Source organism: Methanomicrobium sp. W14, from assembly GCF_017875315.1.
Taxonomy (GTDB): Archaea; Halobacteriota; Methanomicrobia; order Methanomicrobiales; family Methanomicrobiaceae; genus Methanomicrobium.
The window spans coordinates 441,825-455,670 of sequence record NZ_JAGGMM010000003.1 but is presented as its reverse complement, the minus strand read 5'-3'; the positions used below and the strand labels follow the sequence as shown (position 1 = coordinate 455,670).

General features: G+C 43.8%; 12 protein-coding genes and 1 pseudogene. 5 read left to right on the top strand and 8 right to left on the bottom strand.

The annotated features are described in order from the left end of the window. Window positions 1–78 precede the first annotated feature (78 nt). Window positions 79–324, top strand: a complete 246-nt coding sequence (locus J2128_RS11445) for a hypothetical protein (protein WP_209691563.1) — start codon at window positions 79–81, stop codon at window positions 322–324. A gap of 17 nt (window positions 325–341) precedes the next feature. On the opposite strand, the gene J2128_RS11440 is transcribed toward J2128_RS11445, so the two are convergent. Then, window positions 342–1,316, bottom strand: coding sequence for a nucleoside recognition domain-containing protein (locus J2128_RS11440; RefSeq protein ID WP_209691562.1), 975 nt, complete (start codon window positions 1,314–1,316; stop codon window positions 342–344). Between the two features lie 200 nt (window positions 1,317–1,516). On the opposite strand from J2128_RS11440, the gene J2128_RS11435 reads away from it, so the two are divergent. Next, window positions 1,517–2,158 (top strand): class I SAM-dependent methyltransferase, encoded by a 642-nt coding sequence (locus J2128_RS11435; RefSeq protein WP_209691561.1) that lies wholly within the window; start codon window positions 1,517–1,519, stop codon window positions 2,156–2,158. A gap of 129 nt (window positions 2,159–2,287) precedes the next feature. Here J2128_RS11435 and J2128_RS11430 read toward each other — a convergent pair whose 3' ends face one another. Further along, entirely contained in the window at window positions 2,288–3,313 is a 1,026-nt protein-coding gene (locus tag J2128_RS11430; protein ID WP_209691560.1) for a mechanosensitive ion channel family protein, read from the bottom strand. 216 nt (window positions 3,314–3,529) lie between these two features. On the opposite strand from J2128_RS11430, the gene J2128_RS11425 reads away from it, so the two are divergent. Then, on the top strand, window positions 3,530–4,378 hold the full coding sequence (locus J2128_RS11425; RefSeq protein ID WP_209691559.1) for a PepSY domain-containing protein: 849 nt from the start codon (window positions 3,530–3,532) through the stop codon (window positions 4,376–4,378). 19 nt (window positions 4,379–4,397) lie between these two features. Here the strand turns inward: J2128_RS11425 and J2128_RS11420 are convergent, their stop codons facing one another. The 5 genes and pseudogenes from J2128_RS11420 to J2128_RS11400 form a co-directional block, all read right to left on the bottom strand. After that, a complete protein-coding gene (locus tag J2128_RS11420; protein WP_209691558.1) occupies window positions 4,398–4,907 on the bottom strand; it encodes a hypothetical protein in 510 nt (169 codons plus the stop codon). An 85-nt stretch (window positions 4,908–4,992) separates the two neighbouring features. Then, window positions 4,993–5,721, bottom strand: a complete 729-nt coding sequence (locus J2128_RS11415; protein ID WP_209691557.1) for a carboxypeptidase-like regulatory domain-containing protein — start codon at window positions 5,719–5,721, stop codon at window positions 4,993–4,995. Between the two features lie 276 nt (window positions 5,722–5,997). After that, the gene (locus J2128_RS11410) at window positions 5,998–8,031 is read right to left on the bottom strand and encodes a sodium-translocating pyrophosphatase (protein WP_209691729.1); all 2,034 of its coding nucleotides are present in this window, start codon (window positions 8,029–8,031) and stop codon (window positions 5,998–6,000) included. Window positions 8,032–8,261: 230 nt separating this feature from the next. Continuing rightward, a pseudogene (locus J2128_RS11405) lies at window positions 8,262–8,626 on the bottom strand (queuosine precursor transporter). A 149-nt stretch (window positions 8,627–8,775) separates the two neighbouring features. Beyond that, the gene (locus tag J2128_RS11400) at window positions 8,776–10,323 is read right to left on the bottom strand and encodes a DNA-directed DNA polymerase II small subunit (RefSeq protein WP_209691556.1); all 1,548 of its coding nucleotides are present in this window, start codon (window positions 10,321–10,323) and stop codon (window positions 8,776–8,778) included. A gap of 106 nt (window positions 10,324–10,429) precedes the next feature. Between J2128_RS11400 and J2128_RS11395 the strand changes: the two genes are divergently transcribed. Beyond that, the gene (locus tag J2128_RS11395) at window positions 10,430–11,422 is read left to right on the top strand and encodes a hypothetical protein (RefSeq protein WP_209691555.1); all 993 of its coding nucleotides are present in this window, start codon (window positions 10,430–10,432) and stop codon (window positions 11,420–11,422) included. Window positions 11,423–11,478: 56 nt separating this feature from the next. Here J2128_RS11395 and J2128_RS11390 read toward each other — a convergent pair whose 3' ends face one another. Beyond that, the gene (locus J2128_RS11390) at window positions 11,479–11,961 is read right to left on the bottom strand and encodes a peptidylprolyl isomerase (RefSeq protein WP_209691554.1); all 483 of its coding nucleotides are present in this window, start codon (window positions 11,959–11,961) and stop codon (window positions 11,479–11,481) included. 360 nt (window positions 11,962–12,321) lie between these two features. Between J2128_RS11390 and J2128_RS11385 the strand changes: the two genes are divergently transcribed. Next, window positions 12,322–13,845 (top strand): glycosyltransferase family 39 protein, encoded by a 1,524-nt coding sequence (locus tag J2128_RS11385; RefSeq protein ID WP_209691553.1) that lies wholly within the window; start codon window positions 12,322–12,324, stop codon window positions 13,843–13,845. Window position 13,846: the final 1 nt, after the last annotated feature.

Genomic DNA, 13,846 nt, shown 5'->3' with positions numbered 1-13,846 from the left:
GTTGTGCACCTTATCTATAAAGACGCATTTTTTGATTATTTGTCCTGGACCGGACCAATAATTATTTTATACGGTTTTTTGGTTGTGGTTGGCCTTGCATACAATGCAAAATCTGTAATGGCCGTATGGGACCAGAGGCAGTTTTCGACGCAGATAATCAGTGCCGGATTTGCCGGACCATACCTGTGGATGTACAGGATAATCGAATATATCGTGAAACTGCCGTGCAGGCATTATCATGAAGAGAAAAAAGAGCCGCCCAAAAAAAAGCCGCATAATCCCGGTGAACTTGACTTTGACGATGAATGGGTCTGGGACGACTGATTACTTTTTTACGTGCATTAAAAAATCACCATGACTATCGCGATGCAGAAAACTTTTGCCGCCATGCTTATCGCGTAGGTCTTATAGGTTATTACAAGGCCTTCCTTTCCGAACAGGGCGATATACATCGGAAACGTGTATTTGATGTAGATCATTGTAATTACGACCATGCTTCCGAGGATGAGTGTTACAAGGGCCTGCTCAAGGTCTAAAACACCTGTCTGTATAAGTGAACCTACAATTGCATACCCTGCGGAAAAATGCATGAACTGCGCAACAAGCGCAGCTGACGCCTCCCCGGGCAGATTTATTAGGTTTAAGACCGGGCTGAACGCCATTGCGATGTAGTCCATAAGCCCTGCAACCGAAAGGATGTAGAATATAAGCATTGCAGCAGTCGTTATCGGGACGATTTTTTTCAGGCTCGGAACCGATTTTCTGACCCCGTCCTTTAGGTTCTGCCTGGTTATCCTCGTTTTTTTGCCGTGAGGACTTTCAGTATTTTTTTCATCCCCCGTTACCTGTGTTTCATACGTTTTTTCCCTAAGGAAGATGTGGTTGTACAGTATAGCAAAAAAAGCCTGGATAAATGTGGAAAAAAAGTTGAACAGCGTGTATATGAGGCCTGCAACAGGGCCTACGAGAATAATTGCAGTCGGGAGCTGAACGCGAAACAGGGATTCGCCTAAGACCGTCGGAAAGGTCCCTATGAGGAGAGACGGGACAATCTCCTCCTTTTTCACCCTCCCGTTTCTGTAGTACTCGGCAAGCATCGCCTTTCCGGCGGTCGAGTTCACTGTCATCGAAAGGACGGATATCGCCGCCCCCTCCGAAAGACCGGATACCCTGCACAAAGGCCTGCTGATTTTCTGTATCTTTTTGAAGATGCCGGTCTCTCCTATTATATTTACAAGGATAATTCCTGTACAGACAAGGATAAGGGCCCTTGCAAGGTACTCAAGCATTGAAGTAAACGAGACGGCGTCAACCATTTTTTTAGTTTTCCTGTATTCCTGTTATGTACGATAATTTCATAAACAATTCTGTTTTCTTCAGACAGAATATTTTCATATGCGAAATGTTTTATTGAATTCCCGGGGAAAAACATCAAAAGCATTACCTGTGAAAAGGGAAAATAAGAAAAGTACACTAAGTATACTTAAATAGAGTAAAAAGAGGTTTTTGATTACGGATGTCTTCACAGGATAACAATAAAGATAAGGAAAAGGCCGAAGCGATGGACAAAGTTTCAAAGGGACTCTTTGCCCCGGCATATCCGGCAATTGCAGAAAAAATCGTAAAAACCCTGAAAGTCCAGGAAGGAAAGTGCATAGATGCCGGTGCAGGCCCGGGAATGCTTGCGATATCGCTTGCAAAAACAACGGGCCTTGATATAGACCTACTTGAACTGTCGGAATATTCAGGTGCTTTTGCGAAGAAAAACATTTCTGAGGCAGGTCTTGAAAACAGGTGCCGCTATGTCCACGGAAACGTTGAAAAAATGCCGTTTGAGGACTTGTATGCAGACCTTATCGTAAGCCGCGGCTCCATCTTTTTCTGGAACGATCTGAAAGCGGCTTTTCATGAGATTCTGCGTGTGTTAAAGCCCGGCGGTGCTACATTTATCGGCGGCGGCTTCGGAAACGGGGAAGTCCGGGATATGATCTGTGCACAAATGGCAAAGGACGACCCCGAATGGGAGAAGGGAAACGCTGAAGGAAAGAAGAAGACGGTCGAAAACAGGCTGAGGATTATAACGGCCCTCGAAGAGGAGGAAATCCCATACGAGTCCATAAGCGACGATTCCGGTTTCTGGATAATTATAAAGAAATAAATTCTGTCTCTCCGGGACAGTATAATAATGTTATAAAAAACCCCGGGATTTTTACCCCTGAAATTTTTTTAAACGTATTTCTGTTAATCAAAAAAAGTAAAAGGATATTTATCTGATTTTTTTTGTTATTTAATCCCTCATGTGGACGTCCATCTGCGGGAAGGGTATCTCTATTCCCTCTTCGGCAAACCTTCGGTCTATCTCAAGGTTTACCTGGTCTTTAATCTCCCATGACATATTGAACCTTTTCGCCCACAGGACCATCATGAAGTCCAGGCTCGATGCCCCGAATTCCAGGAAATAAACGCCCGGTTTCGGGTTGTTCAGGATATAATCCGATTTTTTTGCGGCATCCCCGGCTATCTCATAGAGTACCTCCTTTACCCTTTTGACGTCGCTGCCATAGGCGACACTGACCGGTATTTTGACTTTGAGTTTTACATCAGGCATTGCGTAGTTTGTCACTATCGTGTTTGCAATCTTTGAGTTGGGAATCGTTAAAAGCTGGTAGTCAAGTGTCTGGATACGCGTGGAACGCGGCCCGATTGAGACCACGTCCCCGAGATTTCCGTCTATTTTTATCCTGTCGCCAATTTTAAACGGCTTGTCCATGACTATTAGGGCCCCGCCGAAGAAATTTGATACAAGGTCCTGTGCCGCAAGTGCTATAGCAATACCTGCAACGCCCCCTGCCGCTATAAGCGGTGTGATGTCAATGTTCAGGTAGCTTAGGATCAGGAGGAACGCGACGAACCATATTATGTATTTGACCGAGACTTCCAAAACATCGACTATTTTGTCGTCCATGCTGTTCTCCGTCTGCTCCGAAATCCACCTGCCGTAGAGTTTTATGAAGTTCTGCGCAAACGTCGAGAAGATCCATGTCGCAAGAATTATTATTATCGTGTTGAAGTATTTTCCCTGGAGTATCCACCCGGCGGAGGATGGGAGGGTTACGTAGCCGAGCGCAGTGAAGACTGATGTTACGAGGATTCCTATTATTATCGGTTTTCCGAGGGACAATACAAGTATGTCGTCTATTTTCGATTCGGTTTTGTCCGCCTTTTTTTCAAGCCACCTAAAAAGCCTGCATACAGCGTATGAAATGACAATTCCGGCAAGGACAAAGGCGACTGCAGTTACTATGTCTGACATTTTAGCCCTAATTGTTTGGACTTATAACCAGATAAACATTTGAAAAGTGATGAAACATTTTGCCGGGATTATAGTATTTTATGTACTCGTAGTACCAGGTCCTCAGACATATGTTTTTTTACGTGACGTCCCTATATAAATTGTGTTTATAAAATACCAGAAAATATATAGTATTATTCACTTATTTTTATGCAGTTATATTTTTAGGGGATGACTGTGGATTTAAAGAAAATATACCTGTACTGCATCACAGCTGCTGTCGTTATTTTTGCTTTTGCAGCATTTGCGATCTTTTATTCCCAGGATTTCGGGTTTAACAGCACGGGGGATGAAAAAAAGACTAATGCATCTGTCATTTTAGCTGAAAATTCTCCGGAAACAATGGCAGAAAATTCCGTTCTTAAGTTAGTTGGGAATTCGTCCTTAAACCTCACATTTGAGGGCATGGAAGAGACTGGTTTCGGAAATTTTTACCATTTTTCAACCGGAGACGGCGGTGGATATTATGTTGATAATGAGACTTTTGCAGTCGTCCGTGCGGTATTTTCTTCAGAACGCAGCAGTTTGTCTGGTTTGAATATAACAATAGAAGAAGCCGAAAAGAAAGCCCGTGATTTTTTAAAAGAGAATGCGTCTTTCTGCCTTGACAGAAGTCTGGAAACGACTGATGCAAAACTCCTCGACCATGGAAGCTATAAAGAGTACTCCTTTTTATTTGCCGCAGAAGAGGACGGTGTCATTTTGTTCAAAAGGGCATCGGTTTCAGTAAGCCCTTCGACCGGAGACATTTTAAACTACGTCTCAGTATGCAGGGACACAGAGGTCTCTCTTGTCCCGAAGATAAGTGAGGGTGAAGCGCTGGAGATTGCAGAGAAGCAGTTTGACGGAATTGTTGTAAATAGTTCGTCAGCTCAGCTTATGGTGGATTACCCTGAAAAAGATTCCCAAAAGCTGGTATGGCAGGTTGAAATCACTGGAAAACCAAAGGACTACACTCTTACAGGAGGAATTGTCTCAATAGACGCACAGACCGGTGAGGTTTATATGAAGAGTTCATATTTGTGAAAAATTCCATGAAATTTATTTATAATCCTCCCATGGAATTCAGAAACATTACAAAATATCCCGCGGCAAGAAGTGCCAGAGAGTATATAGTATAATTCTTTTTCAGAAGGCCGGCTGTCCCTGCAACTCCAAAACACAGTGACGGGACAAGGTGAGAGCCGGCTATCCTGATATAGGAATTAAAAAGCCCTCCTGTAATTCCGGCGTGAAAAAGCTGTGAAAATGACGACGAATATGCCTGTATAACGGGTATCACCACTAAGAAGACGATGAAGGGTGCAACAAAGGATAAAACCAGAAAAATAAACTGCTCTGATTTTAGGAAACCGCCCGAACCGGATGTCTCAAATGCGCCTGACAAATCTATACTTTCTGTCCCTAAGTACACTACCAGGAGAGGAAGAATAAATATCAACATATTCAGACCGGCGTTATACACTCCGAAAACGTCCACAATTATCGCTGCCGCAGTGAAAAATAATACCAGAACAATCTCTGTTACGGCAATACGAAAGTAAAATTCATTCATTTTTTATATGACTCCTTTTTTTTGTTCAACAGCATTTCAATTGTAAAGCTCCGCACACTTTAAAACCCGTAATCCCCCTGGCCTGTTATTTGTTTTTTCCCTCAAAAATAAAAGTCATGATACATAATGCGGCTAAAATCCCAAAAATCACGGCTGCAAATCCAGAACCGGCAGATTCCTTTTTTTCCGGCTCCATTGTAATGTTGAACTCACTGACCGTTTCTTCAAAGCTTTCCGGGACTGAATAGTCTTTGAAGCCTTCTTTTTCCGCTGAAATTTTAACTTTTCGCCCCGGGACATTTTCAACAATATACCTGCCGTCTGAGTCAGTCGTATTGGCAGAGCCGGTGTACACACCTTTTGAACTGAAAACAGTCGAATTGACGCTTACAATGCAGCCTTCTACAGGTTCGCCGTCCGTACCGGTGACCCTGCCGTACACAGAAACCACTGGTGGCGGCGGAGGTCCCGTAATTATTGTAAATTCGGTTTTTTCATAAGCAGAGTTTCCTTTATCGTCCCAAACTCTAACAACGACTGATTTTTCCCCACTGCCGTTAAAACAAATCTCATCGGCTATATTTTCCGAAGGTATTGTCTCTTTTGTCTCATAGTCGCTTTCAAGTGTAATTTTTGCAATACCGTATTCGGAGGATATATTTGCAAGGACCCTCAGCCTGTGGGGGACTACATCGCTGTAAATTTTTGAACCGTTTTCAGGTGATGTGATTGTTATTGATATCGGCTGAATACTGTTGTCACCGTTTTCAAAAGATGGGGCGGCCTGGGCAGAGTAAACAAAAAATGCCGGCATAATTACCAATATAACAAAAATTAATTGCAGTGACGGTATTCCTGTTTTCATTTTATTTTCCATCGTTTTCTTTTTCCGGCAGGCTTTCGAACATTAACGCGTAACCTTCAATTTTCAGTCGGACTGACTGAAAGTTGAATTTTATATTAGATACATCTTACGCCACAATAGTCTACGTGTTCTCAGGGTGATAACAGGTTCAAGAGGCTAAATAGACATTTCTTCAGGATTAAAAGAAAATAAAAAACATTCCGTAAAAAAAGTGTTTAATTGAATTTAAAGGATAAACAGCGGTGCGAATACAACAGCCACTATGCTCATAAGCTTTAGGAGGATGTTGATTGCAGGGCCTGATGTGTCCTTGAACGGGTCACCGACGGTATCTCCGGTGACACCTGCCTTGTGCGCCTCAGAGCCTTTTCCGCCGTAGTTTCCGAGTTCAATGTACTTCTTTGCATTGTCCCATGCACCACCGGCGTTTGCCATTGTGATTGCAAGCATAAATCCTGAGACAAGAGAACCTGCGAGAAGACCTCCGAGTGCACCTGCACCGAGGATTTTTCCTACTACAAGAGGAGCTGCGATTGCAAGAATACCCGGAGCAATCATTTCCTTTAATGCAGAGTGCGTCGAGATTGCAATGCACTTCTCGTAGTCAGGGTCCGCCTCTCCTTCCATTAAGCCTGTAATCTCCTTAAACTGCCTGCGGACCTCGATTACTATCTCGTATGCGGCACGGCCTACAGCCATCATCGTCATGGACGAGAAGAGGAAAGGAAGCATTGCACCGATTAAAAGACCAATGAATACGCCTGCGTTCATTACATCGATGTACTCAAGACCGACTGCGATGCCGTATGATGCGAAGAGAGCAAGAGCGGTTAATGCGGCCGAGCCGATTGCAAAACCCTTGCCGATAGCAGCGGTCGTGTTTCCGACTGCGTCAAGAGTGTCGGTAATTTTTCTTACTTCAGGCTTCTGGTGGCTCATCTCTGCAATACCCCCTGCGTTGTCTGCAACAGGACCGTATGCGTCGACTGCAAGGGATATTCCGAGTGTTGCAAGCATACCGACAGCAGATATTGCTATACCGTAAAGACCCGAGAGGTGGAATGCGATGTATATTGCGACTCCGATAACGATGACGGACCAGACCGTAGACTCCATTCCCTTTGCAAATCCGGTAATGATGTTTGTAGCGGCACCGGTCTCGCATGACTTTGCTATTGTAAGGGTCGGCTTTCTCTCAAACGACGTGTAGTATTCGGTTATCTGGCCGATTATAAACCCTGCCACAAGACCTGCTACAGTTGAGAGGAATACGTTGAACCCGAAGTCGCCGAGAAGCATATTTGTCACGAAGTATGACGCGATAACAACAAGTACAAGCGCCACGATAAGACCGAGGTTAAAAGCCATATGGATGGCGGAAGATTCGGTCTTTTTTGTGCGTACAAAGAAAGTCCCTATAATAGACCCTACAATTCCGAGAGCCGCAATGGTCATCGGGACCATAATTACGTTTATCATCGGGATTCCTGGGAATGTGATGGCCGCGGTTGATGCTGCAAGAAGCATTGTTGCAATAATCGATCCGACGTAAGACTCGTAAAGGTCAGCACCCATACCTGCGATATCTCCGACATTGTCCCCGACGTTGTCGGCGATAACAGCCGGGTTTCTCGGGTCGTCTTCAGGAATTCCAGCCTCTACCTTTCCTACGAGGTCAGCGCCGACGTCTGCGGCCTTTGTGAATATACCGCCGCCGACACGGGCGAAGAGAGCGATTGATGAAGCTCCGAGTGAGAACCCTGCAAGAGTGTTTACGATTGTGCTCATATCGGCTCCGGCAAGGATGTCGGTCAGACCGATGAATGCAATCGAAAGACCGAACAGGCCGAGACCGACAACGCTCATGCCCATAACGGTTCCGCTTGCAAACGAGACCTTGAATGCATCAGCAATGCCGCGGGTTGCGGCGTTTGTTGTTCTTCCGTTTGCATTTGTTGCCGTAAACATTCCTATGTATCCTGCCGTTGCCGAAAGCACTGCACCGAGGACAAAACATCCTGCGGTAAGAGCTCCGTTTGGCAGAAGAACTGCAATTACTATTGCAAACACCACGACGAAAACAGCGATTGCACGGTACTGCCTGTTAAGGTAGACCATAGCGCCGGTATGAATTGCCGCGGTGATCTTTTTCATGACCTCAGTGCCCTCACCTTCTTTTTTGACATTCCTGAAAGAATATCCTGCAAAAAGAAGCCCTAAGAGAGCGCATACAGGTGCAAGATAGATCAACATATCCATAATTTTTTCTACCATCCCTCTGGGAAAACCTGAAATCCAGGGGTACCCCAAAGTACCAATTTGCCTATAAATGTTGACTTCAATAATAAAAAAAATCCGCTTTCAGTCGACCAAAGACAATTATCCTTTCAACAATAGACGAAAGATCATACCAAAACCAAAGGTTTTTATGTGATATTTTTTTCGGCCCCGCATAAATTGCATTTGCAAAAAAATATTTAATTTGTTTTTTAGTCCGTGGATTTTTTCATCCAGGATACCCCGAGATAGCACAGCGGCGTGTCAACAAGTGCGGCGGCGACTTTCAGAATCCAATAGGGGATTATCATTTTAAAGATAAAACCTGCGGTATAAAGGGGAGACACCGCGTAAAACCCCACGAACATAAACACCGTCGTGTCTATAAACTGACTTGTTATCGTTGAAACGTTGTTTCTGAGCCAGAGGTGTTTTCCCCTTGTTTTTTTTCTCCAGAAATGAAATGACCAGACATCATGCGTCTGGCTTATCGAAAAAGAGATAATACTTGCAAGTACGATACTACGCCCGCGATGACAAGTCCTCTCGATGCTTTTTGCCCGTGGACCTCGGATATGATGTCTGTTGCAGGAAAAGTGACCGGATAAGAAAATATCGCGGCTGAAAAGTACCTTTTGATTTGCGGGTGTCAGTTTAAGGCCTGAAAAATAATCAAATTACTGATTAAAACATTCTTTGTCTCTTATTTAATCAGTATTTATCTTTTTATTGCACAACCTTTACAGTCTCTTCGTTGAAGTCGTAAAGTTTGTGTTCAAGGGTGTGCAGGTCGACGACGAAAGCCCTTGCGGGAGTCGGCTGAATATTCATCTGCTTCTGAAAAGACGTCTGGGACTGCCATGTACCGGTGTTGATGCACAAAACCCCCCTGTACTTCATAAGACCGCAGATATGCACGTGGCCGGTATGAAATATCTCAGGTATAGGGTCTATTATGAGCCTGTCCTCTTTTGCGGCATAAATCGGTGTCCTGAGGCCGTATGTGCACGCAAGGTGACGCCTGATAAGCATCTCCTTCATCATCTCCTCGGGGTGGTTGTATGATGCACCCGGTATCATTGATATGAGGTCGTCGTACGACCTCCCGTGGTACATCAGGACACGCACACCCTGCAGGTTTACCATCGCGGGATTTTCGACAAGTGTCACGTTTTTTGGGAAGTGCTCCGTAAAAACGTCCGGAAGTGCCGGCTGCGGCTCGGAACCCCTTATTGCGTCGTGGTTTCCCGGTGAAATTATTATGTCGAGGTTTTCCGGCAGCTTAGAGAGCATTTTTGCAAAAATTTCATATTGCTTGTAGATGTTCGGGACGGTAAGCTCCTTGTCCTGGTCAGGGTATATTCCTATGCCGTCGACAAGGTCACCTGCTATAAGGAGGTACTTTGCATCGCACGTGTGAAGCCAGTCTGAAAACCTTTCCCACTGCTCACTGAGAAACGTGTTGCTTCCCACGTGTACATCCGATATAAAAACCGCCTTTGCAGGGTTGGGGCACTTGTATGGTGCGTTTCGTAAGGGTATGTCAGGCCTGAAAAGTTCGTCCGCAAAGACTATTGTACCTTCGTTTGACAGTGAGCCTTTGACCATTATAACCTCGTCGGGAATGAGCCTTTCGGCTTCTTCATAGACTTCCTGGCGTTTTTTCTCTTTTTCAGGGTCTTTTTTTGTATAATTCGAAGACCCGTTCTGGGGATTGTAGAAGAGGACGTTTATCGTATCGGTCGGGTCTTCAAGGACTGCTATCCTGTGGCCTTTTCCTGTGTTTCTGACCTCTGATATCATTCCTGTTATGGTGACTGTCTGCTGCCTGTACCTTGTCGTCTGGGTGAGGGCGGAGATAGGCATGGGGTCTCCTCTCCCCCTAAGCATCTTTGAGAGCTTCTCATACCTGTCCCTGAAGTAATATATAAAGTCAGTATAGTCCACTCCGTTTTTGTGTTCCTCGGGTTTTCCGTAGACTATTTCAAAGTCCGCACCAGAAACGAACCTTGTCCCGTCAGTCTCCTTTGCTTCCTCTGCCTCTTCAGGTTTTGGTACAGGTATTTTCATTCGGGGGGGCGGAGGCTCGAAGTCCTTGTTTTTATAGCCGGGGATGTGCCTGGGAAGAGCTACCGGAGCTTCTTTCGGGACGTTTTTTATTATTTCATCTATTAAAGAGGGGTCATTGGATTCCTGGATTGCAATGACGACATCAGGGTGGACCTGAAGGTCTGCCTCCAGAAATCTGCGGATAATCTCCCCTTTCACATCCATGTTAAACGCATTCTATGTTTGTGCTGTGCTGTAAAAATAGTGCTGATTCCTCCTGACTGTTTAAATAGGTTTGGCGGACATAACCTTTTCCAAAGGGTGCGTATTAATGGTGTTTGAAGAGACATTGGTTTTTTATTCCCTGAACGATGCAGAGGAGTTTTCAAAAAGGCTTCGTGAAAAGGGCATAAGGGTAAAGACAAAAAGCGTCAGAACGCTTGTCAGTGATACTGTTTACAAGGCAGGGATAAAAAATTTCAGGGATTTCATACTGGAAGAATCAAAGGCCCTGAACAAAAATACTGATGAAATAGCTGCATTTTTTAAGGAAGTTTACAGTGCCGCTTTAAACGATCTTGAGTCTCTTGAAAAGAATGTCAGCGAATTCCTGGATTTAAGAGATGACAAAGAGTGCATTTCAGAGGACCCCGGGGCAGGTGTTCTTAATGAAAACGGGGAGATTCCCGGGACAAATGAAGAGACCGATGTTACAGACGGCACTAATTCAAAATCGGGATATGCAGACAATTCTGAACCGTTGATGAAAGATGTGATTCCCGTTCTGGATGAAAACGGTATGATTGAAACTGTTGACGGCAAAAAATATCTCCGTAAGACAAAGTGTGCAAATGAACTTTTAATCTCGCTTCCGTGTGATGTCATTTTCGAGGGGTCTTCCGAGGAGAACAGGAAAAAATACGGCATAAAAACTATCGTGAACGTAATGTCAGGTTTTGAATGCCAGGTTACGACACCCCCTGAATTTGCGTTCAGTACAGCATTTGCCGACGTGGATACCCTTACAGAAGGGCTGGATGTCGACGAGAATTCTTATCTGCACCTGAAAGAGAATATATCTTTAAAGACCCTCATTGCCCAGAAGGTCCTGGAATTCCTTGAAAAAACGGAAAAAGCTTCATCAGAGGAGATAGCGTTGGAAATAAAAAACGCCGGGTTTTCTTTTCATGAAACAGGTGATGAATTTATATTTGATCTTGAAAAGGAATACGTCGCAGATATTCTTCAGGACATGAAAAAGCTGGACCTGATAAAAGGAAAGGGAGACCGTTTTCGCGCCAGAACCGGAAGTAACTGTGAATAAACAGTAAATGATTAAAAGAATCCTAAAAAATAAGTTATTTCCTTTTTGAATTTTTTTCAGACTATTTCAGCCTTTATTATCTTTGCTTCCTGTTTTGGTTTGTCCATCCTGTCCGTAGGAAGCTTTGCGATTTTATCGACTACGTCCATACCCCCGCATACCTCTCCGAATACAGGGTGTTTGTAAGGTGTGGACTTATTGTCCCAGTCGAGGTACGAGTTGTCGACAAGATTTATGAAAAACTGGCTCCCCCCGGTATCCGGCTGGCCTGTGTTTGCCATCGCTATCGTCCCCCGGGTATTGGAGTGTCCCTTGACAAACTCATCCTTTATGTTGTAACCCGGTCCTCCCGTTCCGTTTCCTAACGGGCACCCTGCCTGTATCATGAACCCGTTTATGACCCTGTGAAAGATTATTCCGTCATAAAAGCCTTCTCTTACAAGTTTCTCGAAGTTTCCTGTCGTAACCGGCATATCTTCGTAAAGACATATTATGATGTCACCCATGTTTGTCTCAAGTTTTACTTTTTTTTCTGTCATTGGTTTAAACTCCTGTCTTTAGTTTGCCTGAGGGTATTAATAAAATTGTTCTGCTTTTAGCTTTATGAAAAATTTAGAACAATGCTGATTCTCAACATAAAAAACGCGGAATACTCCCGTTTTCCGGTGACAACTTTATTTTGTGTGGACTCAGTCGCCCGAAAAATAAGAATTAACCAGGCTTAAGTGAGATTTCCATGGACTTACAGTCTTTTCTTCCCTGAAATGTTAAGTCCGCTGTGGAGTGGTCCTGATAAAGAGGTTTTAACATCGCAGAAGTACAAAAAATATTTATAAAATAATTAGTAAGATGATCAGATTTATTATAATGGCTGAAATCAGATATTCGTGTGATATAATATGGGGAAGAAGGATACAAAAAGAGGTCCAAAAAAGGATAAAAAAGATTTTGTGACCGCAGAAAGTGAAGAGTTTCAGGTGAACTCTTTTAAGGACTTAAACCCTGAAAACCTGAAAGGTGTAGTTCTTGGCAACCGGTACGCCCAGATGCTTATAGGGCTTGTAATTATAGGATTTGCATTAAGGTTCTATCATCTTGGATTTAATTCGATATGGCTTGATGAAGGTTCCACGCTTGGATATGCAAAGGAGACACTTGCCGGGATATGGCAGTCTACAGCAGGCGGGGAGTTCAATCCTCCTCTGTTTTATTATTTAGAACATTTCATGCTTGTTTTCGGTGACAGTGAATTCGTCCTCAGATTTTTGCCTGCCCTTTTCGGGTCGCTTACAGTTCCTGTAATGTACCTTATCGGAAAGGAGATTTCAGGAAGATGCGGCGGAATTATTGCTGCCGCCCTTATGACGTTTTCGTCATTTCATATATATTACTCACAGGATGCAAGGGCCTATACCACGATGCTCTTCTTCTTTTCACTGGCCGTTTTGTTTTATCTTCTTGCAATAAAATCAGGTTCTTTAAAATACTGGATTTTATTCGGTGTATTTTCTGCACTTGCCTTCTGGACGCATTTCTATGTTTTCGTTGCTGTAGGTGTAATGATTCTTCATGCACTGATTGTAAAAAGAAAGACAATTTTAAAGGATATCAAAACCCTGAAACCAATATTGGCGGGTCTGTTGTCTTTTATTGTAGTATCACTTCCTTTGATAGCCGTAACAGTCGGCCTGTTCTTCAAAAGGACTTCCGCGGCGCCCACATGGGGCCTTTCCGGTCTTGATGTTTTTACAAGCACTTTTCTTACGATATCGGGGAGCAATGCAGTGCTTGCGGTTATTTTTGGTCTTCTTGCTGTTGTTGGTATAGTCTGCCTTTACCTGGATAAGGATAAGAGAGATTTATCCTATCTTCTCGTTCTTTCGATAGTCCTCCCTTTTATTGTAAGTATTATCCTCTCGTCCAGAATCCCGATGAGTTCAAGGTACATGATTTATATTCTTCCCTTCTTTTATGCTTCAATTGCTGCATCGCAAGGCTTTATTCCTGAGAAGTTTGACCTGAAAAAAGTTGCTTTTGTCGCGGTAATCGTTCTTTTCCTGATAAGCGTCCCGTATCTTTCCGTATATTATACGAATTATTCAAAAAACGACTGGAGAGGGTTTTCGCAGGCAATTTCCTCCCAGACAGTTGAAGGGGACTTTATTGTTGTAATGCCCGGGTATATGAGCCAGCCTCTTGATTACTACTATGACAATGCGACTGACAAGACGATTGAGGTTTTGGCACAGTCTTCGGATAGGCTTGATGAAATAGAGAATGAAAGAGGAAACTCCACTGCTTATTATGTAATGACCTGGGACATTACTGCTGCCGACCCTGAAGGTGACGCGATAAAATGGCTTAAAAACAATACGAAACAGCTTGGGCAGTACATGGGGATATATGTGTTTGAATCAAAATAAT